The following is a 22677-nucleotide window of genomic DNA, read 5'->3' on the forward strand; positions in this document are numbered from 1 at the left end:
GGGGCCGCTAGTGGGGGCCGCCGCGCAGCCGCTTGGGCAGACCCGTGACGCCCCACAGGCCGATGCGCCACAGCGCCTCGGACATGACCTTGCCGCTCATCTTGCTCTTGCCCACCGTACGCTCCACGAACGTGATGGGCACCTCCACCACCCGTAGCCCGTTCCTGGACGTGCGCAGCGTGAGGTCGACCTGGAAGCAGTAGCCCTGCGACTCCACGCCGGACAGGCCCACCTTCTCCAGGGTGGCGGCGCGGTAGGCGCGGAACCCGGCGGTCGCGTCGCGCACGGGCAGGCCGAGCATCACCCGGGTGTAGAGGTTGGCGCCCTTGGACAGCAGCTCGCGCCGGTGCGGCCAGTTGACGACCTTGCCGCCGGGCACGTAACGCGACCCGATCGCCAGGTCGGCGCCGTCGGCCAGCGCCTCGAGCAGCTTGGGCAGCTCCTCGGGCTGGTGGGAGCCGTCGGCGTCCATCTCGACCAGGACGTCGTAGCCCTCCCGCAGCCCCCAGCGGAACCCCGCGATGTACGCCGCGCCGAGGCCCTGCTTGGTCTCCCGGTGCAGGACGTGGACGTGGTCGTCGCCGTCGGCCAGCCCGTCGGCCACCTCGCCGGTGCCGTCGGGGCTGTTGTCGTCGGCCACGAGCACGTGGACCTCCGGCAGCGCCGTCCGGATCCGCTCCACGATCATGGGCAGGTTGTCGCGCTCGTTGTAGGTCGGTACGACGACGAGCACCCGGCCGAGAGTCTCCATCATCAGTCGTTCCTCATCCGATCGCCTCGCCGCCTGCCCCGCCACGCGGCGACTCCTGCCGCCGCCGCTCCCATCACCATCAATGCCCACTCAGGAACCGCGCCCACCGTGGTGGCGATCGTTTCCTGGGTGCGTACGGGCACTTTGACCACGTTCATGTCCGCGACCAGTTCGCGGGTCTGCCAGGAGACCTTACCGTCAGGTCGGATGTAGGCGGAGATCCCCGTGGTGGCGGCGGCCACGACCGCCCGGTTGTGCTCGACGGCGCGCAGCTTGTACATGGCCAGCTGCTGCGTCGGCAGATTCGACAGCGCGTACGTGGCGTTGTTGGCCTGCATCGCCAGGACCGTGCCCCCGGCGCGCACGGTGCCGCGCACGGTGTCGTCGTAGGCCACCTCGTAGCAGTTGACCGCGCCGATCGTGATCGGGCCCAGCTTCAGGTCGCCCGGCTTGTCCCCCGGGACCGACTGCCGTCCGACCAGGCTCGCCCGCTCCCACAGGGCCAGGACGAGGTCCTTGAACGGCGTGTACTCCCCGAACGGGACCAGATGCTGCTTGTCGTAATAGGCGCCGGGGCCGGTCACCGGGTCCCAGACGAGGCTGCGGGTGGCGCGGGAATCCTCGCCGATCGCGACCACCGCTCCGATCAGCGTCGGGACGCCGACGTCGCGGACGGAGTCCTGGATGATCTCGCGGGCGTACGGGTCCTGGTAGGGGTCGATGTCGGTGGAGTTCTCGGGGAGGACGACCGCGTCGGGTTTGGGGAGTTTTCCTTCGCGTACGGCCTGGGCCAGGCGTTTCGTCTCGTTGGCATGATTTTTCAGGACAACGGCGGGTTCGTCCCCCAGGAAGCCCATGCCCCTTCCCGGGACGTTCCCCTGGACGATGCCGACGTTGACCGTCCGCCCCTCGTCGCCCGGCCTGGGGAGCGCCAGCGTCAGCACCGGCACGGCCAGCGCCAGGATCGCCGGCACGGCCCTGCGCCACCCGCCCTCGACCTTGGGCCGGACCAGGACGGCGTAGGCCAGCAGGGCGCCGCACAAGGCCACGGCGAACGACACCAGCGGCGCGCCGCCCAGCGCGGCGTACTGCGTGAACAGGGACTCGCTCTGGCTGAACGCCAGCCGCGCCCACGGGAACCCGCCGATGGGCACCTGGCTGCGGGCCCACTCCATGGCCACCCACAGCCCGCCGAACCACAGCGGCCACGCGCGCAGCCTGAACACCAGCGCGGCCAGGGCGGCCATGACGGCGTAGAACACGCTCTCCGTGGCGACCAGCATCAGCCACACGTCGTCGCCGATGGGCCGCACCCAGGCGAGGGTGGGCAGCAGGAACACCAGGGCGATCACGAAGCCGAGCCAGGCGGCCCTCCTGGGCCGGGTGCCGTAGAGCGACGCGACGATCAGCCCGACGCCGATCGGGGCGGCGGGCCACCAGTTGAGCGACGGGAACGCGGTGTACAACGCCACCCCGCCGACCACACCCGCCACGACGCGGGCCCACAGCACCCGCCCTGACTCCCCGCCACCTGAACCCACCGTCTCGGACGCAGCCGGCCCCTTGAACGCGGGCGCAGCAGCGGGCACGGATGGCGACACAGGGCCACCGGCGGCGGGCGACGCCCCCTCAGGCGCGTGCTCGGACGCAGGCGTCGCGTCGGACCCGGACGCCCCTTCCGACGCGGGTGCGGCGTCGAGCGCAGGCGCGGCGTCGACGTCGGCGGCGGATGGCGCAGCGGACTCGGGCGCGGAGGCGGTCGGCGATGCGGCGGTGGGCGAAGGCGCCTCTTCGGGCGAGCCTTCGCGGGCAGGGGCGGCGGTGGGCGGTGGCGTGGGCTCGGGTCCGGCCGCAGGCGCCGCGTCCGTGAGAGCCGCGTCGGCGAGGGCTGCGTCCACGAGGGCCGCGTCCGGGGCGTCGGCGCGAGCCGGCTCACGCCCGGGGGTGGGCGGTAGGCTCGTTCTCTCCTGAACCACTCCGGGGTCTCCTCCGCCGAATCGCACGCCTGCTTGCGAAAACGCTACCGCCCCACAGGGGCGGTCGAAGCCAGCGCAGCACCGGAAGATCGAAAGAATCGGCGTTTCACGCCGGGAGGCGGCAGGGTGATCCCGCGACCTACGGGACCACCCGGCGCACATGTCGGTCCTGCGCACGAGAGCGGGAAGAGGGCCCGGAAACCCTTCGGACCGGACCCGTCTCGTCGGCGGCGAGCTCGGAATTCCGTTGTCTACTGGGCTCCCGGACCCGTCCCGGGTCCAACCCCCCGCCCGGTTGGGGTGCCCCGACTCGACGGACCGACGGCCCTGCACCTGGCTGTGTGGACGGAGTCACACTCCGTCACGGACGCAGGATCCGACGATGTCAGAGACGGCCAACCGGCCAAGTCCCGTGCTGGACTGCGCAGCAAACTACCGACTCCACCTCAGATGTCAACCGTGTCCCGATCAGCAGAAACATCAAGTTTTCGCAGGTAGGACATGGGGGCGTAAGCCGGTCAAAGGTCATTAGAGGACGCCTGGGAGCGGCTCGGCAAGCCCCTCAGAGCCTGCGACAGCGGCCGCTCGTGCACCACTCCGAGCCTTTGCGTGGCGCGGGTGAGAGCAACATACAGGTCGCTCGGACCCCGTGGCGACTGGGCGGCGATGAGGTCGGGCTCGGCCACGATCACCGAGTCGAACTCCAGCCCCTTCGCGTCCGCCACCCCCATCACGGCCACCGGCGCGTCGAGGGCCGCCGCCGCCCCGGCCCGCCCCACGCCTGTCGCCACCGCCCCGGCCGGGTCCGTGCCGGACCGCGCCGCCGCGCGTCCCGCCCCGGATCCCGGGTTCCCGGCGCGGCCCGGGCCGGGCGTCACCACCACCGCGCCCGTCACCGTTGCGGTCACCTCCGCCCCCAGCGACTCCAGCAGCGCGTCCGGCACCACCACGGCGACCTTGCCGCCCTCCCCCACCTCGGCCTTGACCAGCTCCGCCAGCGCCGGCAGCGGCGCCGACCACGGCTCCACGCCGAGCTCGCGCACGGACGTGGGCGCCTGCAGGGCGGGGTCGATGGTGGCCAGCACCCGGGCGGCCACCGCCATCAGCTCCACCGGCGTGCGGTAGTTGACGGTGAGCCTCTCCTGGCGCCACCGCCCGGCCACGTACGGGTCGAGGACCTCCTCCCACGACCGCGCCCCGGCCGCCGACCCGGTCTGCGCGATGTCCCCGACGATCGTCATCGACCGCGTCGGGCACCGCCGCATGACCGCCCGCCACGCCATGTGCGACAGCTCCTGCGCCTCGTCCACGATCACGTGCCCGTAGGCCCAGGTGCGGTCGGCCGCCGCACGCTCCGCGGTGGTGAGGTAGGGGCCCTGGCCGCGCTGGCGCTCGGCCAGGCGCTCGGCCTCCATGACGTCGGACAGCCCGGTCAGCTCCAGGACCTCGCGCGCGTAGGCGAGCTCGGCCTCGCGCTCGCTCTCCTCGGCCTGCCTGGCGGCGGCCAGCTCCTCCTCGGCCTGCATCGCGCTGGCCCGCAGCACCTGCTCGTCGATCTCGCCGAGCAGCTCGGCGGCCTCGTCCAGCAGCGGCACGTCCGACTCGGTCCACTCCCCGCCGTCGCGCCGCAGCAGGGCGCGTTCCTGCGGGCTCAGCTCGGAGGCGGCGTAGCCGAGGCGCTCCGGGGAGCCGTACAGGCCGAGCAGCAGCCGCTGCGGCGTCAGGTACGGCCACAGCCGGTTGAGCGCGGACTTGACCACCGGCTCGGTACGCAGCTCCTCACGCAGGTCGGCCAGCTCGTCGTCGTCGATGAGCCCCTTGCCGATCTTGCGGGCCTGCTGCCTGGCCAGGGCGTTCAGCAGCGACCGGACGAACACGGCGCGCGCCTGGTTGTGCGGCCGGCGGGAGCGGGTGGCCTTGTTGCGCGCGCCGTCGAGCATGGAACGGTCGATGGTGAGCGTGATGCGCCCGATGGTGAGCTCGACGGGCTTGCGCGGCACCCGCTGCCGGTCGCGTACGGCCTTGGCGATCACCTCGGCCATGCGCGCGTCGCCCTTGAGCGCGGCCACCTCGGGCCGCTCCCTGGCGGTGGCGGTCACGCCCGGGTACAGCTCCCCGACCGTGGACAGCAGCACGTCGGTCTCGCCGAGCGAGGGCAGCACCTGCTCGATGTAGCGCAGGAAGGTGAGGTTGGGCCCGAGGATGAGCACGCCGCGCCGCTCGAGCCGTTCGCGGTGGGTGTAGAGCAGGTACGCGGCGCGGTGCAGCGCGACGACCGTCTTGCCGGTGCCGGGCCCGCCCTGGACGACCAGCACGCCGTTCAGGTCGCTGCGGATGACGCGGTCCTGCTCGCCCTGGATGGTCGCCACGATGTCGCGCATGCGGCCGGTGCGCCGCTCGTCGAGCGCGGCCAGCAGGGCCGCCTCGCCGTTGAGCGTGGCGCGGTCGTCGTCGGTGAGCGAGTCGAGGTCGAGCAGGTCGTCGTCGACGCCGATCACGGAGCGGCCCTTGGTCTGCAGGTGGCGACGCCTGGTCAGGCCCATCGGAGCGGCCGGGGTGGCGCGGTAGAACGGCTGCGCGACCGGCGCGCGCCAGTCGATGAGCAGGCGCAGCTGCTCGTCGTCGGTCATGCCGAGCTTGCCGATGTACAGCCGGCCCTCGTCGACATGATCGAGGCGACCGAAAATCAGGCCGCGCTCGACCGCCCAGAGCCGGGCGAGCCTGGAGGCGTACATCTCGGCGAACGTGTCGCGCTCCGACCTGTTCTGCATCGTGCCGACGGCGCCCGTGGCCAGCACCTCCTTGAGCTGCCGCTGGGTACGCTCGCGCAGTTCGTCGAGGCGGTCGTAGAGTCGGGTGACGTATGCCTGCTCCCTGGCGAGCTCTGTTTGACGAGTTGCCGCCTGACCGTTATTGTGGTTAATGAGACACTCCGGGCCATTCTGCTTGTTGTTACGACAAACGACGACATTAGCACGCCTGTTGAGGCACTCCCACTTGCTTTCTCTCTCCGATCTCTTTCCTTGTTACGGCTTGGTTTCACCTGCATCCGGCTCTTGACCCACGGGGCCGGACTCCCTATGTTCCGAGTTAGGAAAGTTTCCTAACTCGCAAGGAGTCCATCCGTGAGCGGTCCGGTACCGGGGACCCCCAGTCTGCTACGTGCCATCAATGATCGCGCCGCCCTGCAGGCACTCCTCGAACGCGGTCCGCTGACCCGCCCCGAGATCGGCACGCTCACCGGGCTGTCCAAGCCGACGGCGTCCCAGCTCCTCGCCCGGCTGCAGGAGGCCGGGCTGGTGGTGCTCGACGGCATCAGGGAGGGCCTGCCGGGGCGTACGGCGGAGGTCTACCGGATCAACCCGGCGGCGGCGTACGTGGCCGCGCTGGACGTCACGCCCGACCGGATCGAGGCCAAGGTGGCCGACATCACCGGCACGATCGTCGGCGAGCACACGCTCCCGACCCCGCGCCGGCCCCCCGGCGAGCTGGTGGACCGCCTGAACGCGGCCCTGGAGGGCGCGAGCCCGCCGGACAAGCTGCGCCGGGTCGTGATCGGCGTGCAGGCCGCGATCGACCCGTCCACGGGCAGGCTGGGGTACGCGGCCGCCAAGGACGTGCCCGGCTGGCAGCTCCCCGACCTGGTGCCGACCCTCAGCGCGGGCCTGGGCGTGCCGGTGGACGTGGAGAACAACGTCAACCTGGTCGCGGTGGCCGAGCAGGCGCACGGGGCGGCCCAGGGCCATCAGGACTTCGTGCTGCTGTGGGCCGACGAGGGCATCGGCTCGGCCATCGTGCTGGGCGGCCGGATACACCGGGGCGCCACGGGCGGCGCGGGCGAGGTGGGCTACATGCCGACCCCGGGCGCGCCGACGGCCCGCGAGGCGGGGCGCTACGCCAACCACGGCTACCAGGCGCTCACCGGCGGCCCGGCGGTGCTGAAGCTGCTGCGCTCGTACGGCGTGCGCGGCGGCGACTTCCCGCACGCGGTCGCCAACGCCGTGCGGGCGGCCGAGGGGAAGGGCCAGAGGGCCGACGACGCCAGGGCGGGGCTGCGCGACATCGCCGCCCGGCTGGCCGTGGGCCTGGCCGCGATCACGTCCGTCGTGGACCCCGGGCTGATCGTGCTGACCGGCGGCGTCGTGCTGTCGGGCGGCGAGACCCTGCGCGAGCTGGTCGAACACGAGCTGCACGCGCTCACCATCCCGCAGCCCCGGGTCCGGCTGTCGAGCGTCGAGGGCAACCCCGTCCTCGCCGGCGCCCTCGATCTGGCTCTTGCCACCGTACGCGAAGAGGTTTTCAGCTCAACCGTTCCGACATGATCCACCATGGCAGGAGGCACCCCCCGTGCGCTTCGTCCCTCTGTCGGTCGCCGCGGCTCTCGCGCTGACCGCCTGCACTCTGAGCGGGTGCACCGCGAACAAACAGGCAGGGCCGTCGCTCGGCGCCCAGCCCAAACCTTCGGGCTCGGCCTCGCAGGCGCTCCCGGCGGCCACGTTGGAGCTGTGGCACGGGTTCAACACGGACGCCGAGGTCAAGGCGTTCGAGGAGGCCATCGCGGGCTTCAATAAGAAATTCCCGCAGATCACCGTCAAGGCCGTCAAGAACGTGCAGGACGACCAGATCACCCAGGCCATCCGGGGCGGGAACGCGCCCGACGTGGCGGCCTCGTTCACCACCGACACCGTGGCCCAATGGTGCAAGTCGGGAGCGTTCCAGGATCTCACCCCGGTGATCAAGCAGGACGGGATCGACCTGTCGGTGCTGCCCGAGGTGGCGCGCTCGTACTCGGGCTTCGAGGGCAAGCAGTGCACGCTGCCGCTGCTGGCGGACGCGTACGGGCTCTACTACAACAAGGCGCTGATGAAGGGCAGTCAGCCGCCCAAGACGCTGAGCGAGCTGACCGCGCTGGCCAAGAAGCTCACCGTGCGCGACGCCGACGGCACGATCAAGGTGGCCGGGTTCATCCCGAGTGTCCAGTACTACGAGAACAGCCCCACCCACCTGGCCCCCATGGTGGGCGCCAAGTGGTACAACGACGACGGCACCTCGGCCATCGGCTCCGACCCGGCCTGGAAGCGGCTGCTGACCTGGCAGAAGGAGCTCGTCGACTGGTACGGCTACGCCAACCTGGAGAAGTTCCGCAAGAGCCTGGGCGACGAGTGGAGCGCCAAGCACCCGTTCTACCAGGGCAAGGTGGCCATGGTCCTGGACGGCGAGTGGCGTAACGCCATGATCGCCAACGAGGCGAAGGACCTCGACTACGGCACCGCTCCCCTGCCCGTCGCCGACGACCGGCCCGATCTGTACGGCAGCGGCTTCACCGCGGGCACCGTGATCGGCGTGCCGAAGGGGGCCAAGCATCCGCAGCAGGCGTGGGAGCTGGTCAAGCACCTCACCACGGACACCGCCTCGCTGGTGACGCTGTCGAACGCGCTGCGCAACGTGCCGACGACGAAGGCGTCGATGGAGTCCCCCGAGCTGGCCAAGGACGCCAATTTCACGACGTTCCTGAACATCTTCGCCCACCCGAAGACCTCGACCATCCCCGCCAGCGTGAACAGCGTCTTCAACCAGGAGGTCATGGGCACGTTCGTGACCAAGTGGGAGAAGGGCGGCGTACCCGATCTGGACGCCGGGCTGAAGGGCGTGGACAAGCAGATCGACGACAAGCTGAAGCTGTCCGGGGGCTGAGGTGGCCGCGCTCGCTGACGTGTGGCGGCGCCGCGAGGGCCTGCGGGCCCTCGTGTGGCTGTCGCCGTGGATCGCCGGGGTGTCGATCTTCTTCGTCTACCCGCTGCTGTCCACGGTGTACTTCTCCTTCCACCGCTACGACATGTACACCCTCGAGTTCGCCGGCCTGGACAACTACCGCTACCTGTTCGCGGACCCCAGGGTGCTGACCTCGGCGAAGAACACGCTGTGGCTGGTGCTCATCATGGTGCCGGCGACCGTGCTGTGCTCGCTGGCGCTGGCGCAGCTCGTGGTGCGGCTCAAGGCCGGCGTCGGGCTGTTCCGCACGATCTTCTACCTGCCGTCGCTGGTGCCGCTGGCGGCCGGCACGATCACGTTCGTCTTCCTGATGAACCCGGCGACCGGGCCGTGGAACCAGTTCCTGGCCCTGTTCGGGGTCCGGGGGCCCGACTGGTTCGGCGATCCGGCCTGGTCGAAGCCGAGCCTGACGCTGCTGTCGCTGTGGAGCTGCGGCCAGCTCGTCGTGATCTTCATGGCGGCGCTGCTGGACGTGCCCAGGCACCTGTACGAGGCCGCGGCCATCGACGGGGCGGGAGCGTGGCGGCAGTTCCGCAGCGTGACGCTGCCCGCGATCGCGCCCGTGCTGATGTTCTCCCTGGTCACGAACGTCATCTACGCCCTGCAGTACTTCACGCAGGCGATGATCGCCTCGCGGGTGGCCTCGGGCGAGACGGACTCGCCGGGCAGCTCGTTCTCGCCCGGTTATCCGGACGAGTCGCTGCTGACGCTGCCGCAGTGGCTGTTCCAGGTCGGCTTCCGCGACTACTCCATGGGGTACGCGTGCGTGCTCGCGCTGCTCCTGTTCGCCACCTCGATGATCTTCACGCTGATCCTGCTGCGGCAGTTCCGCAAGGCCGAGGAGGCGTCATGAGTGCCACGATCGCCGACCCGGGCACCGCGCCCCGTCCGGTGGCCGCGCACGCCCGGCGGGACGGCGTCCGGGCCCGCAGGCGGCGGGTGCTGGTGTGGATCGCCACGCACGCGCTGGCCGTCGCGCTGGCGCTGATGTTCCTGGCGCCGGTGGTGTTCATCGCGCTGACCGCGCTGATGACCGACCAGCAGGCGCTGACCAGCGACCTGTGGCCGCACAGCTGGAACTGGGACAACTTCGCCGTGGTGTTCGAGAAGTCGATGCTGCTGCGGTGGGCGGCCAACACGCTCATGTACGCGGTGCTCGGGACGGTGTTCACGGTGGTGTCGTCGGTGCCGGTGGCGTACGCGCTGGCCAAGTTCCGCTTTCGCGGGCGGCGGCTGGCGTTCCTGCTGGTGATCACCGCGATGATGCTGCCGCCGCAGGTCATCGCGGTGCCGATCTACCTGGTGTGGGCGCGGCTGGGGCTGACGGACAGCCTGTGGCCGCTGATCCTGCCGATGCTGCTCGGGGACGCGTTCTCGATCTTCCTGCTGCGGCAGTTCCTGGTCACGATCCCGCGCGACTACACCGACGCGGCCAAGGTGGACGGCTGCTCCGACTTCACGACCCTTGTCAGGGTGGTCCTGCCGATGGCCCGCCCGGCCATCGCGGCGGTCGCCCTGTTCCAGTTCTTCTACTGCTGGAACGACTACTACGGGCCGCTGCTGTACGCCGGCGTCGAACAGGACCACCTGACGCTGTCGCTCGGCCTGGCCACGTTCAAGGCGTTCCACAGCGTGCAGTGGAACCTCACCATGGCCGCCACGCTGCTGGTGACCGCACCGGTGATCATCGTGTTCTTCTTCGCCCAGCGAGTGTTCATCGAGGGCGTGACTTTGACGGGAGTGAAGGGTTGAAACTGGCCGTGGTCGGGGGCGGCTCGACATATACGCCTGAGCTGGTCGACGGCTTCGCGCGGTTGCGCGACGAGCTGCCGGTGACGGAGATCGCCCTGATAGACCCCGACGCCGCGCGCCTGGAGCTGGTGGCGGGCGTGTCGCGGCGGATGCTGGCGCACGCGGGGCACCCGGCGCGCGTGCTGGCCACCTCCTCGGTGGAGGAGGGGGTCGCGGGGGCGCAGGTGGTGCTGTTCCAGCTCAGGGTGGGCGGGCAGGCGGCTCGGGAGGTGGACGAGACGCTGCCGCTGCGCTGCGGGTGCGTGGGGCAGGAGACGACGGGCGCGGGCGGGCTGGCCAAGGCGCTGCGCACGGTGCCGGTCGTGCTGGAGATCGCCTCGGTGGTACGCGCGCTGGCGCCGCAGGCGTGGATCGTGGACTTCACGAACCCCGTCGGCATCGTCACCCGGGCCCTCCTGGACGCCGGGCACCGGGCGATCGGGCTGTGCAACGTGGCGATCGGCTTCCAGCGCAGCTTCGCCGGGTGGCTGGGGGTGGAGCCCTCGCGGGTCTCGCTCGGCCACGTCGGGCTGAACCACCTGACCTGGGAGCGGTCCGTCCACCTGGACGGCGAGGACGTCCTGCCGGCCATCCTGCGCTCGCATGGGCAGGAGATCGCCGACAGCCTCGGGCTGCGGCCGGAGCTGCTGGAGCGGCTGCGCTCGGTCCCCTCCTACTACCTGCGCTACTTCTACGCGCACGACGCCGTGGTGCGCGAGCAGCGCGCCAAGCCGTCGCGGGCGGCCGAGGTGGCGGCGCTGGAGCGGCGGCTGCTGGAGATGTACGCCGACCCGGCCGTGGTGACCAAGCCGGAGCTGCTGTCGGAGCGCGGCGGGGCGTTCTACTCGGAGGCGGCGGTGGCGCTGATCGCGTCGCTGCTCGGGGACCGGGGGGACACTCAGGTGGTGAACGTCCGGAACGGCGGCACGCTGCCGTTCCTCGACGACGCGGCGGTGATCGAGGTGCCCGCGGCCGTCGGGGCCCGGGGCGCGGTGCCGCTGCCGGTGCCGCCTGTCGAGCCGCTGTACGCCGGGCTGATCGCGCACGTGTCCGCGTACGAGCGCCTGGCCCTGGACGCGGCGCTGCACGGCGGCGCGGACCGGGTGCGGGACGCCCTGCTGGCCCATCCGCTGGTCGGGCAGGACGAGATCGCCGAGGAGCTGACGGGCCTGCTCCTCGAGGCGAACCGCGCGCAGCTGCCGTGGGCGGTGGGCTAGTGGGGCGCCCGCGGCTCGTGCTGGCGGTGGACGGCGGCAACAGCAAGACCGACGTGGCGGTGATCTCGGAGCACGGCGAGGTGCTCGCCACGGGCCGCTCGGGGCCGTTCGCGCCGCAGAGCGACGGGGTGGCGGCGGCGGTGGGCGTGGTCCGGGACGCGCTCGCCGCCCTGGGGCCGGAGGCAGGGCCTGAGGGCGGGTTCGACCACGTGTCGGCCTGCCTGGCGGGGGCGGACCTGCCGATCGAGGAGGAGGCGCTGGCACGGGAGTTCGCGGCCAGGGGGTTCGGCCCGGACGTGGTGGTGCGCAACGACACGTTCGCGCTCCTGCGGGCAGGGGCGTCGGCCGCGTGGGGGGTGGCGGTGGTGTGCGGGGCCGGCATCAACGCGGTCGGCGTCTCCCCCGCGGGCGCGGTGGCCCGCTTCCCCGCTCTCGGGCGGATCAGCGGCGACTGGGGCGGCGGCCAGGGCCTGGCGGAGGAGGCGCTGTGGCACGCGGTCCGCGCCGAGGACGGGCGCGGCGTGCCGACCGCGCTGACCGGGCTGATCACGTCCTACTTCGGCACGGCGACGGTCGCGGAGCTCGTGCTGGAGGTGCACTTCGGCCGGCTGAGCGAGGAACGCCTGCACGAGCTGTCGCCGGGCGTGCTCGCGGCGGCCGGGGACGGGGACGCGGTGGCCCGGTCGCTGGTGGAGCGGCAGGCGGAGGAGGTGACGGTGATGGCGGAGGTGTGCCTGCGCCGCCTGGGCCTGCTGGAGACGCCGACCGAGGTGGTGCTGGGCGGGGGCCTGCTGACGGCCCGGGACCCGCTGCTGACGTCGCTGCTGGACTCCTCCTTCGCGGTACGGACGCCGCGGGCGAAGCCGGTGCTGGCCGACGTGCCCCCGATCGTGGGCGCGGGGCTGCTCGGCCTGGAGCACCTCGGGGCGGCGGAGAGCGCCAAGGCCCGCCTGCGCGCCCGCTACGAGCCGCCTGGCCGGGGCTGAGCGCTCAAGGGCACCCCGGCGGCCGCTCCGGGGCGGGTGGTCAGGCGTCCGGGCCGGCGGGGAGCTCGCCGGCCACCTCGGGGGCCCGATGCTCGTACGGGGTGCTCAGCACGACCGTGGTGCGGGTCGAGACGTTGGCCGAGGCGCGGATCTGCTGCAGCAGGTCCTCCAGCGCCGTCGGCGAGCCCACCCGGACCTTGAGGATGTAGCTCTCGTCGCCCGCCACGCTGTGGCACGCCTCGATGGCCGTCAGGTGGGCCAGCCGCTCGGGGGCGTCGTCGGGCGCGGCCGGGTCGATCGGCTTGATCGACACGAACGCGGTCAGCGGCAGCCCGACCGCCTCATGGTCGATGATCGCGGCGTATCCGCGCACGACCCCGCGCTTTTCCAGGCGGCGTACGCGCTGGTGCACCGCCGAGACCGAGAGCCCGGTCTCCCTGGCCAGGTCGGTGAAGCTCATGCGGCCGTCGCGGGCGAGCAGCGTGACGATCCGGCGGTCGATCTCCTCCATCGCCAAAAGGTTAGCCGGTCATGGTCACGACATGGTCCCGACGGGCGAGGCCCCCATGCGCATCGCGTGCTCGACGAGCGTGATGAGCACTTCCCGGCCCGAGTCCTTCTTGCGGGCGTCGCAGCGCACGATGGGGATGTCCGGCTCCAGGCCGATCGCCGAGCGCACCTCGCCGACCGTGAACGGCCTCGAGCCCTCGAAGCAGTTGAGCGCCACGATGAACGGCTGCTCGCGCTTCTCGAAGTAGTCGACGGCCGGGAAGCAGTCGTCGAGGCGGCGGGTGTCGGCCAGCACGACGGCGCCGAGGGCGCCCATGGCCAGCTCGTCCCACACGAACCAGAACCGCTCCTGGCCGGGCGTCCCGAACAGGTAGAGCATGTAGTCGTTGGCGATGGTGATGCGGCCGAAATCCATGGCCACGGTGGTGGTGAGCTTCCTCTCGACGCCCGACAGGTCGTCGACGTGGGTCCCTACCTGGGTGAGCGCCTCTTCCGTACGCAATGGCCGGGTTTCGGACACGGCGCCGACCATGGTGGTCTTGCCCGCACCGAAACCACCCGCGATCAGGATCTTGATCGCTGTCGGCAGCCGCCAACGGTCAGAGCGACCGAATTCCATCCAGCACCGCCTGTACCTCTCCCGCGCATGCACAACCCCGCCCCTGAGGTGCCTTGGTCAGTGGTACCTGTCAAGGTGTATTGAGAAGGTCGCTCCACATGCCTGGCATCCAGACACCCTAGCAACGCCACATTTTCCACTCAAGCCGCAATCTTTTACAAGAATCAAAATGTCACGGTTTGTCGCGCGACGCGCTCTTATTCGCGGATCTGACGGTCAAGGTGTCAAGCCAATGTGTCAGGTAATCCGACAAGCACTTTAACGGCCGGTCCTCAGCCCGAAATACCGACGAAACCTGCGTTGAACCCGATCTGTCTGCGCAGGTAGGCGGCGGTTCGGGGGCTGCCGGCCCCAACCGGCTCGATGAGCCCGGCGGCCTCGCGGGCCAGGGCGGCCATCGCCCGGGTGACCTCGGCGCGGCTGACGCCGAGCGCCAGGACGTTCAGGTCGCCCCAGCTCATGTCCCTGCGGTAGGAGGCCACGTCGCCGAGCAGGTGCAGGTAGCGCTGGACCTGCCTGCTGACCGCCCGCAGGTCGTCCAGATGGGTCCTGGCCCAGTCGTCGGCGGTGTAGATCCAGTGCGAGACGTCCACGAAGCACGAGCCGCGGCTGTCGGCGTTGTCGAGAAAGCGCTCCAGCGTCAGGACGGCCCGCGTGTCCCGCCACACCCACGCCCTGCGCATGCCGGTCAGCGTCTCGGCGAGCTGGTCGCGCCAGATCCACCGCAGGTCGTCGAACTCCTTGACGGTGCCCAGCTCGTCCCGCAGGTCGGCCAGGAACCGGGTCGCCGCCGAGCGGGGCACGGCGCCGTCGGCGACCGACAGGCATTCGCGGATCAGCCGGTCGACCTGCTCGCGGGTGGTGGCGGTGTGGTCCACGAGACGGTCCACGGCCAGGACCCACAGGGCGGCCCGGTTGGCCACCTTCAGGTGCTCGGCGCTGGCCCAGGGGGCGCTGAAGGCCGTGGACAGGGTCAGGGCGGCGTAGAACTCCGCGCCGAAGGCCGCCGCGGGGAACAGCCCGCTGTACATCTGGGCGCAGCGCCGCAGGTCCCTGCCGCATTCGGCGGCCAGCGCGCACGTCCTGCCGAGCTCGAACGCCTCGTCCAGCTCGTCGTCCGGCATCCTAGGGCCGCTCGATCAGCTCGCGGATCATGGGCGACCGTCCCCCAAACCCCGATATCCATCTGTTGGGGAATTGTTTCATGATCGCGCGCTTCCCATCAATGGCCCGATCAGCCTGCCCCGATGGCGATGAACGACACGTCGTCGCCCCTGGCCCGGCAGAGCGCCTCGGCCAGGCCGAGGCCGCGGCGCAGGCCGTCGTGCAGGCCGAGCATGACGGGCACGGCGGTCTCGTCGTTCACGGGGACGACGCTGGCGACGATCCCGGCGGTGCCGAGGCGGAGCAGGGCGGTGGCCAGGCCCAGCAGCTCGTCGGCGCCGACGGCCGCCATCTGGCCGGAGTCGCAGCTCGACAGGACCAGGTGGTGGGGGGCGCGGCGCAGGCGTTCGAGGTCGTAGCCGGTCAGGGGGCCGTCGTCGAGGTGGAGCGAGGAGAACAGCGGGCTGTCGGCCCTGAACGTGCCGTGCGCGGCCAGGTGGGCGAGCAGGCTGCCGTCGATGGCCGCCAGCACCGCGGGCGCGGTGGACCGCCCCGCCTCGAGGAGGGACACGTCCCAGGGCACGTCCCAGGACACGTCACGGTCGGCCTGGGCGTACAGGCCGGCGATCTCGCGTACCTCGCGGTCGGCGTGGGCGACGCCCGGGCCGCGGACGAGGACGATGCGGCCGCCGTCGGGGCGCGGCGCCGACCTGGCGCGCAGCCACGCCCCGGCGGAGGGGGCGACGGTGAAGGGCCGGCGACGCAGGGACGGCAGCAGGCCCCAGGGGGTGGTGTGCAGGGTGCTGGGGGGCACCACGACCAGCGGCCCCTCCTCGCCGAGCAGGCCCGCGACCGGGCCGAGCACCGCCCGCTCCAGCCGGGTGCCCAGGTCGTGGAGCTCGCCCTGGTCGGGGTCGCGTTCGTAGGCGAGGCGGCGCAGCCTGGAGCGGGCGAACTCGACCTCCGCGACGGCCCGGTCCATGGGCCCGGCGGTGTGGCGGCGCACGGTCCCGCCGCCGCAGAGCAGGACGTGCAGCGTGCCGTCCACGGCGACCAGCTCGGCCAGCCGGCCCCCACCGAGGGCGTCCAGGAGCCGCCCGGTCCGGTCGTCGTCGCGGTCGCGGCGCTCGCCTCCGCCGCGCGAACGCCCCTTGGCATGGAGCGTGGCGGAGCGTACGCGGGATTCCAGGCGGCTGCGGTCGCGTTCCAGGGCCGCTGCCGAGGCGGCGCCGTCCTGGCGGGCCTGGGCCAGCAGGTGCTCGGCCTGCCGCAGGGCGGTGAGCCTGGCCAGGAGCTCGCCGTCCTCGGGCGGGCTCACGGCGGGCACGGCGAGCGAGGTGGCCCGCCACCGCTCCGTCCAGGCCAGGAGCCGGCGGGGCCGACCTTCGCGCAGCAGGTGCCGCTGGGCGAGCGTGACCAGCTCCGCGCCCTGGGCGGTGGCCAGCGCGTGCAGCTCGGACGAGCCGAACGTGAGCCGGTGCTCCTCGATGAGCGCCAGCCCGGCCCGGCAGGCGTGCAGCAGGCGGCGCGGCTCCCCGGCCGCCTCCGCCCGGAGCGCCTCGGCCAGCCAGCCGCCCGCCCGGGACGTGGCGGGCCCCTTGTGCCGGACGTCGGCGGCCCTGGCGAGGTGCCGCTCGGCCACGCCCGGTTCGCCCAGGGCGAGCGCGATCCGTCCCGCCACCAGGTGGGCCTGCCACACCTCCGGTGACCCCAGCCCGGCCAGCCGCGCGGCGAGCCGCCGGGCCTCACCCAGCGCGGTCCGCCGCGCCGGGACGTCCGGGGTGGCGTGTTCGGCCTGGAGGACGATCAGGCGGGCGTGCTCGGACCACCACGCGCGGTGCTGGCGGGCGAACAGCCGCCGGGCCTCCCCCGCCCGTTCGCCGGCGGTGGCCGGGTCGCCGCTCTGGAGGGCGGCGCGGGCGGCGATGAGCAGCAGCTCGGCGCGCCGGGTCGCCTGGCCGCGCAGCCGCGCCAGCAGCCGCAGCCCTCCGTCCGCGTGCTCCAGCGCGTCCCGGGCCAGCCCGGCGGCGAGCAGGACCGCGCACCGGTCGCCGACCAGGTCGAACATCGGCGTGCCGAGTGAGTGGAAGCTCCGCTCCGCCTCGTCCAGCAGGGCGAGCGCCGCGGGCAGATCGCCCGTGCGGAACGCCGCCACCCCCCGGTTCTGCACGGCCACCGCCGAGTCGTGCTCCTGCCGGGTGGGGCCCAGCATGTCCTGCGCCGTGCGGAAGTCCGCGTCGGCGGCCTGGACGGCGCCCAGGGCGAGCTGGACGTGCCCGCGCAGGGTCAGCGCCCGCGCCGCCCACACCGTGTCACGCGCCGCCAGCAGGGCGGGCACCGCGTCCCGCAGGTCGTCGAGGGCCGGCCCGTGCCGGCCCAGGATCCACCGGGCGCCCGCGCGGCGGAACAGCACCCGCGCCCGCGTCGTGCCGTCCGCCCGGGTGGCGGCCTGGTCGAGCGCCGACAGGCCCGCCCGCGTACGTCCTGACTGCAGCAGCGCGATGCCCAGCGTGGCCAGCACGTCGGTCTCGCGGTCGGCCGAGCCGGAGCGCCGCGCCAGGCGCACGGCATGGCGCAGTTCCCCGATGGCCGCCTCGAGGTCGCCGAACTCACGGTGCAGGATCCCGAGCGCCTGCCTGGCGATCGAGGACTCGTACGGGCCCCTCCCGTCGGCCAGCAGCGCCCTGGCTGCCGCCAGGGCCTCCCGGGGTCTCGCGAAGACCATGGCCAGCAGGTCATGCGGATCTTCCCGGGACACGGAACGATCGTAGACCCCTGCTGTATCAGCGGCTCCGGTGATGGCTCCTACATACGTACATCGCAGGGAGGGACGCAGAGAATGACCCCATCGGACAGCCGGTTCTGGGAGCAGTTGGAGATACTCAACGCGGCGCTGCCGGACGGCATGCGCGCGGTCGCGGGCCCCGAAGGGGCCGCGCCGGGATCCGCGGTGCAGCCGCGGTTCGCCCACCTCGCCGGGCACGTCCTGGTGCGCGACGCCGACGCGGGCCGGGCCGCCGCGACCGTCCAGCGCCTGCAGCCGGGCCCCGACACGGTCCGCGTGGCCGGGGCCAGGATCGTCGGCCGCGCCTCCATGCGCCGGCTCTCCGTCGGCTCCAGGAACCTGCACCGGACCGTCGAGCACCTGGCCCGCGAGGACATCGCGTCGAGCCTGGTCCACTTCGTCACCGTCGCGGGCGTCAACCTGTGCCCCGGCGACGAGCCGGTCCCGAGCGCCGGGCCGCTCAACCCGCCCCTGTCCGGCCGCGACCGGGGCGCGGGGGTGAGCGTCGCCGTCCTCGACACCGGCCTCGTCCACGACTACCTCGACCACCAGTGGCTGGCCGAGAGCTCGGGCATCCCGAACATCCCCAAGGTGGACGGCGACGTCACCGCCCCGGGCGACGAGCTCGACCCCGACGGCCTGATCAAGCCGTACGTGGGCCACGGCACCTTCATCGCCGGCGTGCTGCGCTGCGTGGCGCCCGCCGCCGACGTGCGCGTCTACAACGCCTTCCCGTACGCGGGCGCCGCCCTGGAGGACGAGCTGGGCCAGACCCTGCTGCACATCCTGGACGAGCACGGCTGGCCGGACATCGTCTCCCTGTCGGCCGGCACCAGGACCGCCGACGCGAGCGCGCTGCTCGGCCTGGCCGACTTCGTGGACGAGCTGGCCGCCCACCCCGGCACGCTCCTGGTGGCCGCGGCCGGCAACGACGGCGAGACGCTGCCGTTCTGGCCGGCCGCGTTCGCCGCGGAGCCGGTCAACGCCTCCGGCGACGTGGTGCTGTCGGTGGGCGCGCTGCGCGAGGACGGGCTCGGCCGGGCCTGCTTCAGCAACCACGGCGACTGGGTCACGGTGTACGCGCCGGGCGAGCGCCTGGTCAACGCCTTCACCTCCGGCCCCTACCAGTACGGCTACCCGCACCGCACCACCTGCCGCTTCGCCGACCCGGCCCACTACCCCGGCTGCACCTGCATGGCCACGCTGCAGGAGGGCGACAAGGCCACTTTCACCGGTCTGGCGGCCTGGAGCGGCACGTCGTTCGCCACGCCGATCGTGGCCGGGATGATCGCGGCCCGCATGGCGCAGGAGCAGGTGTCGGCGCGGGAGGCCGCGGCGCAGCTTCTCGCGGGGCGGCTGGCCGTACCGGATCTGAGCGGTTTCCTCCGATGATGGCGAGTTACCCGCCCGGCGGCGATATGCGAAATATATTGGGCTTCCCGCCCAGATATAGGGAGCCGCCGCAGTGGACGACACCGCAACCCTGGTCGCGGCTGCCGCGGACGGCGACGCTGGGGCGTGGAAGGAGCTCTACCAGCGCTACAGCGGGCTGGTGTGGGCCGTGGCGCGAGGCTACCTCGTGAACGACTCCGACGCCCAGGACGTGTGCCAGACGACGTGGTACCGCTTCGCCGAGCACCTGACCAGGCTCCGGGAGCCCGAGCGGGCCGGCTCCTGGCTGGCCAGCACCGCCAGGCACGAGGCGCTGCGGGTCCTGCGCACCGGCGGCAGAGCCCTGCCGGTCGGCGACCTGGAGCTGATGGGCCTCGACGCCGACGATCGCTCGCCCGAGTTCCTGCTGCTGGAGGCGGAGGAGGCGAACGAGCAGGCCGAGCGCGAGCAGGAGCTGTGGAGCGCGTTCGAGGAGCTGCCGGAGCGCTGCAGGCGGCTGCTGCGCGTCCTCATCGCCGAGCCGCGGCCGAGTTACCAGGAGATCGCGGACGGGCTGGACATGCCGGTCGGCAGCATCGGCCCGAACAGGGGGCGCTGCCTCAAACGGCTGGCCGTCCTGATGAACCGGCGAGGCGTGAACGGCATCAGGGGGTGAACGGCGTGGACGGCGCGATGGACGACGCCATGGATGATGGGGACCTGGAGCTGGAGGAACGGCTGCGGGCGGCGGCCGAGCGGCTCGACCCGGTCCCGGCGGGGCTGTTCGAGGAGGCGATGCTGGCCTACGCGCTCAGGTCCCTGGACGCGGAGCTGGCCGAGCTGACGTTCGACTCGTGGGAGGAGCTGTCGGCCACCCGGGTGCGCGGCGGGGGGCGGGCGCGGCTGCTGTCGTTCGCCGCCGGGGAGGTCGTCGTGGAGCTGGAGGTGACCGGCCGGCGGCTGGTGGGGCGGGTGTCGGGCGGTACACCCGCCGAGATCGTGGTGCAGCGGCGGGACGGTGGCACGCCGGTGTGCGCGGACGAGCTGGGCCGGTTCAGCACGGGCGAGCTCTCGCCCGGCCCGCTGCGGCTGCGGGTCAGCCCCGACTGCGGCGGCCCCGTGGTGACCACCTGGATCCTCATCTGACCGTCGTCAGGTCGCCCAACTTGGCGGCCAGCGCCACCCGGGAGCCGATCCCGAGCTTGGCGTAGATCTTGCCGAGGTGGTACTCGACGGTCTTGACGCTGATGAGCAGCTCTCTGGCGATCTGCCGGTTCGTCAGCCCGCCGGCCACCAGGGTGGCGGTGCTGAGCTCCTGGGGTGTGAGCCCGAGCCGTATCGTCGCGGGCGGTTCCAGCCCGCACGCCGCCAGCTCCTGGGCGCAGCGGTCCACGAGCGGGCGCGCCCCCAGCCGATGGAAGATCGCGCGGGCCGCGCCGAGCCGGTCCGCGGCCGCTGAGCGCCTGCCCGGCGGCGCACGGGTCCGGCCCCGCCGCCGCGGGCGCCCCCAGATATGCCGCCTCGTCCAGGAGCTGGCGCACGACGCCGAGGTGGAGCTCCCGTTCGCTCTCCTCGCCGCTGGCCGCCAGCACCCGCGCGCCCCCGGACGCGACGAGCCGGTGGATGAGTGCCGTCTTGCCGATCCCCTCGGGCCCCTCGACGACCGCTCTCCGGGCGGATCCCCCGTCCGCCGCGCGCAGTTCCGCGCCCAGCAGGGCGAGCTCCGCTGTCCTGCCGACGAACATGAGCACTCCCTCCGCCGCCCTCGCATTCCCAGAGGGCGGGCGGCGGGCCCTGATACACCTCAGGGCCGGGCGCCGACCCGGGTCCAGGCGGCAGTGGCGTCGTCGTGCCGTTTCCCGTGCACGGGCCCCCGGTCCCGCTCCAGCTCCCTGACCGCCGCGATCACCGCTTCGGGCCCCTGCCCGTCCAGCGCCGCCACGAGGTCGCGCCAGCTCCACCCGTACCAGTCGACGAGCCGCGACACCCCGTCGGTGAGCACGCCCACGCCGCGCGCGTCGGCCACGACGCCGCACAGCCCCTGCCGGGCCGCCTCCGGGCGGCTGCCCGCCACCCAGAACCCGCCGGGCGCGTTGCGCATCCGCCGCACCAGCTCCACCGTGTACGGCCGCCCGCCCGGCAGGCCCTCGACCCGGTCGTCGCTCACCACCCGGACGCCGCCGTCCGCCAGCGAGAAGACGACGGGCGAATCGCCCAGCACGAGATATTCGACCCCGTTCCGGCCGGTCCGCACCATGGCCACCGTCGAGGACGGCGAGTCGGGATCGTCCAGGTCACAGGTGCCGGAGTGGGCGGCCATCGTCGTCCCGATGGCCGCCTCCAGGATCTCCGCCAGCGGCGAGTCGCGATCGGCGCTCAGCCCCGCCGCCAGCGCGTCCCCGAGCCACCGCACCAGCCACGGCACATCGTGCGCGCACCCGCCGGCGACCCCGGGAGGGGCCGTCGCCCCGTCGAGCACGACGATCCACGACGGCCCCGCGATCACCAGGTCCTCGTTGGGCCGCCCGGACCCGGGCCTGCTGGCGCAGGCGACCTCCGCGAACACGGCCTCCTACACGATGACGAGGTCGCGCGGGGTGTTGTTGAGCCGCTCGGCGCCCGTGTCGGTGCAGACCACGATGTCCTCGATCCGCGCCCCGTGGCTGCCGGGCAGGTAGATCCCGGGCTCCACGGAGAACGCGAAGCCGGCCTCCATCGGCTCGCCGTTGCCGGAGACGATGTACGGCTCCTCGTGCGTCTCGATCCCGATGCCGTGGCCGGTGCGGTGGATGAAGTAGTCGCCGTATCCCGCCTCGGCGATGATGTCGCGGGCGGCGGCGTCGATCGACTCGCAGGAGACGCCCGGCCGCACCGCCGCGCAGGCCGCGTCCTGGGCCCGCCGCAGCACCTCGTAGTACGCGGCGAAGTCCGCGGGCGGCTCGCCGACGCTGTACGTGCGCGTCGAGTCGGAGCAGTAGCCGTTGTGCAGCTGCCCGCCGATGTCCACCACGACCGGCTCGCCGGCCTGGATCACCCGGTCGGAGACGTCGTGGTGGGGGCTGGCCCCGTTGGGCCCGGAGGCGACGATGACGAAGTCGACGGTCGCGTGGCCCGTCGCCAGGATCGCCTCCGCGATGTCCCGGCCCACTTCGCGCTCGGTGCGCCCGGCGCGCAGGAACTCCGGCACCCGCCGGTGCACCGCGTCGATCGCCTCCCCCGCCTCGCGCAGCGCCGCCACCTCGGCGGCCGACTTGCGCATGCGCAGCTCACGCAGCACGGTCCCGGCCAGCACCTGCTCGGCGCCCGGCAGCACCTCGCGGAAGCGCAGCGACGACATGGCCCACATCCGGTCGGCCAGGCCCACCTTCTCGACCTGGCCCAGCCGCGCCGCCGCGATGGCGTACGGGTCGTCGGTCTCGTCCCATGCCACGAACTCCAGCCCCAGCCGCGAGGCGGGCGACGCCTGCGCCGCGGGCAGCTCCAGCCGGGGCACCATCATGTACGACTCGCCGGAGGCGGGCACCACGAGACACGTCAGCCGCTCCAGCGGCTTGGCCTCGTATCCGCTCACATAGCGCAAGTCGGGGCCGGGCGTCAGCAAAAGGGCGTCGAGACCGGCCTTGGCGGTGGCCTCCTGGACGGCGGTGAGACGGGACACGGGATACAGATCTGAGGACGTCACAGCCCATAATCTACTCGGACCGCGCCGCCTAAAATCCGCGAAAAGCTCTCACAACACGGCAAGCCCCCGCTACACTCCGTTCAAGATTGATCACGTAGTGTAGGGTCAATTGT

The 22677-nt window shown here is 72.5% G+C and carries 19 protein-coding genes and 1 pseudogene; 9 read left to right on the top strand and 11 right to left on the bottom strand.

Translation table 11 applies throughout. The features are described from left to right. Window positions 1-7: 7 nt before the first annotated feature. The 3 genes from ABZX61_RS27665 to ABZX61_RS27675 form a co-directional block, all read right to left on the bottom strand. Complete coding sequence (locus tag ABZX61_RS27665) at window positions 8-754, bottom strand: polyprenol monophosphomannose synthase (RefSeq protein WP_350734598.1); 747 nt, start codon at window positions 752-754, stop codon at window positions 8-10. Beyond that, on the bottom strand, window positions 754-2262 hold the full coding sequence (lnt, locus tag ABZX61_RS27670; protein ID WP_355198906.1) for an apolipoprotein N-acyltransferase: 1509 nt from the start codon (window positions 2260-2262) through the stop codon (window positions 754-756). Before lnt ends, ABZX61_RS27665 begins: the two co-directional genes overlap by 1 nt. A 983-nt stretch (window positions 2263-3245) precedes the next feature. After that, window positions 3246-5525 (bottom strand): ATP-binding domain-containing protein, encoded by a 2280-nt coding sequence (locus tag ABZX61_RS27675; RefSeq protein ID WP_355198908.1) that lies wholly within the window; start codon window positions 5523-5525, stop codon window positions 3246-3248. Between the two features lie 327 nt (window positions 5526-5852). Here ABZX61_RS27675 and ABZX61_RS27680 point away from each other — a divergent pair, with 327 nt between their 5' ends. Genes ABZX61_RS27680 through ABZX61_RS27705 form a run of 6 tightly spaced genes read left to right on the top strand, consistent with a single transcriptional unit; the run spans window position 5853 to window position 12493 of the window. Further along, window positions 5853-7049: an ROK family transcriptional regulator gene (locus ABZX61_RS27680; RefSeq protein WP_355198910.1), complete on the top strand. Its 1197-nt coding sequence runs from the start codon at window positions 5853-5855 to the stop codon at window positions 7047-7049. 25 nt (window positions 7050-7074) lie between these two features. Then, window positions 7075-8421, top strand: a complete 1347-nt coding sequence (locus tag ABZX61_RS27685) for an ABC transporter substrate-binding protein (protein ID WP_350734605.1) — start codon at window positions 7075-7077, stop codon at window positions 8419-8421. Window position 8422: 1 nt separating this feature from the next. Next, on the top strand, window positions 8423-9352 hold the full coding sequence (locus tag ABZX61_RS27690) for a sugar ABC transporter permease (RefSeq protein ID WP_355198912.1): 930 nt from the start codon (window positions 8423-8425) through the stop codon (window positions 9350-9352). Then, window positions 9349-10251, top strand: a complete 903-nt coding sequence (locus ABZX61_RS27695; protein ID WP_355198914.1) for a carbohydrate ABC transporter permease — start codon at window positions 9349-9351, stop codon at window positions 10249-10251. The genes ABZX61_RS27690 and ABZX61_RS27695 overlap by 4 nt, the downstream gene beginning before the upstream one ends. Continuing rightward, window positions 10248-11507, top strand: a complete 1260-nt coding sequence (locus tag ABZX61_RS27700) for a 6-phospho-beta-glucosidase (protein WP_355198916.1) — start codon at window positions 10248-10250, stop codon at window positions 11505-11507. Before ABZX61_RS27695 ends, ABZX61_RS27700 begins: the two co-directional genes overlap by 4 nt. After that, window positions 11507-12493, top strand: a complete 987-nt coding sequence (locus ABZX61_RS27705; protein ID WP_355198918.1) for a BadF/BadG/BcrA/BcrD ATPase family protein — start codon at window positions 11507-11509, stop codon at window positions 12491-12493. The genes ABZX61_RS27700 and ABZX61_RS27705 overlap by 1 nt, the downstream gene beginning before the upstream one ends. 40 nt (window positions 12494-12533) lie before the next feature. Here the strand turns inward: ABZX61_RS27705 and ABZX61_RS27710 are convergent, their stop codons facing one another. The 4 genes from ABZX61_RS27710 to ABZX61_RS27725 form a co-directional block, all read right to left on the bottom strand. After that, window positions 12534-13004: an Lrp/AsnC family transcriptional regulator gene (locus ABZX61_RS27710; protein ID WP_350734614.1), complete on the bottom strand. Its 471-nt coding sequence runs from the start codon at window positions 13002-13004 to the stop codon at window positions 12534-12536. A gap of 24 nt (window positions 13005-13028) precedes the next feature. Further along, a complete protein-coding gene (locus ABZX61_RS27715; RefSeq protein ID WP_350734616.1) occupies window positions 13029-13622 on the bottom strand; it encodes an ATP/GTP-binding protein in 594 nt (197 codons plus the stop codon). 272 nt (window positions 13623-13894) lie between these two features. Next, window positions 13895-14746 carry a terpene synthase family protein gene (locus tag ABZX61_RS27720; protein ID WP_355198920.1) on the bottom strand — a complete coding sequence of 284 codons (852 nt, stop codon included), beginning with the start codon at window positions 14744-14746 and terminating at the stop codon, window positions 13895-13897. A gap of 110 nt (window positions 14747-14856) precedes the next feature. Then, complete coding sequence (locus ABZX61_RS27725; protein WP_355198922.1) at window positions 14857-17484, bottom strand: CHAT domain-containing protein; 2628 nt, start codon at window positions 17482-17484, stop codon at window positions 14857-14859. 81 nt (window positions 17485-17565) lie between these two features. On the opposite strand from ABZX61_RS27725, the gene ABZX61_RS27730 reads away from it, so the two are divergent. The 3 genes from ABZX61_RS27730 to ABZX61_RS27740 all read left to right on the top strand — a co-directional run bounded on the left by ABZX61_RS27730 (window position 17566) and on the right by ABZX61_RS27740 (window position 20028). Continuing rightward, window positions 17566-18903: a S8/S53 family peptidase gene (locus ABZX61_RS27730; protein WP_355198924.1), complete on the top strand. Its 1338-nt coding sequence runs from the start codon at window positions 17566-17568 to the stop codon at window positions 18901-18903. A gap of 73 nt (window positions 18904-18976) precedes the next feature. Then, window positions 18977-19558, top strand: a complete 582-nt coding sequence (locus ABZX61_RS27735; protein WP_350734622.1) for a sigma-70 family RNA polymerase sigma factor — start codon at window positions 18977-18979, stop codon at window positions 19556-19558. After that, the gene (locus ABZX61_RS27740) at window positions 19555-20028 is read left to right on the top strand and encodes a hypothetical protein (RefSeq protein ID WP_355198926.1); all 474 of its coding nucleotides are present in this window, start codon (window positions 19555-19557) and stop codon (window positions 20026-20028) included. The genes ABZX61_RS27735 and ABZX61_RS27740 overlap by 4 nt, the downstream gene beginning before the upstream one ends. On the opposite strand, the gene ABZX61_RS27745 is transcribed toward ABZX61_RS27740, so the two are convergent. From ABZX61_RS27745 to ABZX61_RS27760, 4 genes and pseudogenes are all read right to left on the bottom strand, one after another. Continuing rightward, a complete protein-coding gene (locus tag ABZX61_RS27745) occupies window positions 20021-20275 on the bottom strand; it encodes a helix-turn-helix transcriptional regulator (protein ID WP_355198928.1) in 255 nt (84 codons plus the stop codon). The two genes, ABZX61_RS27740 and ABZX61_RS27745, sit on opposite strands and share 8 nt — an antisense overlap. Window positions 20276-20390: 115 nt before the next feature. Beyond that, window positions 20391-20627, bottom strand: a pseudogene (locus tag ABZX61_RS27750) (AAA family ATPase); the annotation flags it as partial. 59 nt (window positions 20628-20686) lie between these two features. Then, window positions 20687-21448 (bottom strand): protein phosphatase 2C domain-containing protein, encoded by a 762-nt coding sequence (locus ABZX61_RS27755; RefSeq protein WP_355198930.1) that lies wholly within the window; start codon window positions 21446-21448, stop codon window positions 20687-20689. Between the two features lie 6 nt (window positions 21449-21454). Then, window positions 21455-22564, bottom strand: coding sequence for a Xaa-Pro peptidase family protein (locus ABZX61_RS27760; RefSeq protein WP_355198932.1), 1110 nt, complete (start codon window positions 22562-22564; stop codon window positions 21455-21457). Window positions 22565-22677: the final 113 nt, after the last annotated feature.

It is taken from the genome of Nonomuraea sp. NPDC003709 (genome assembly GCF_040610775.1).
Lineage (GTDB): Bacteria > Actinomycetota > Actinomycetes > Streptosporangiales > Streptosporangiaceae > Nonomuraea > Nonomuraea angiospora_A.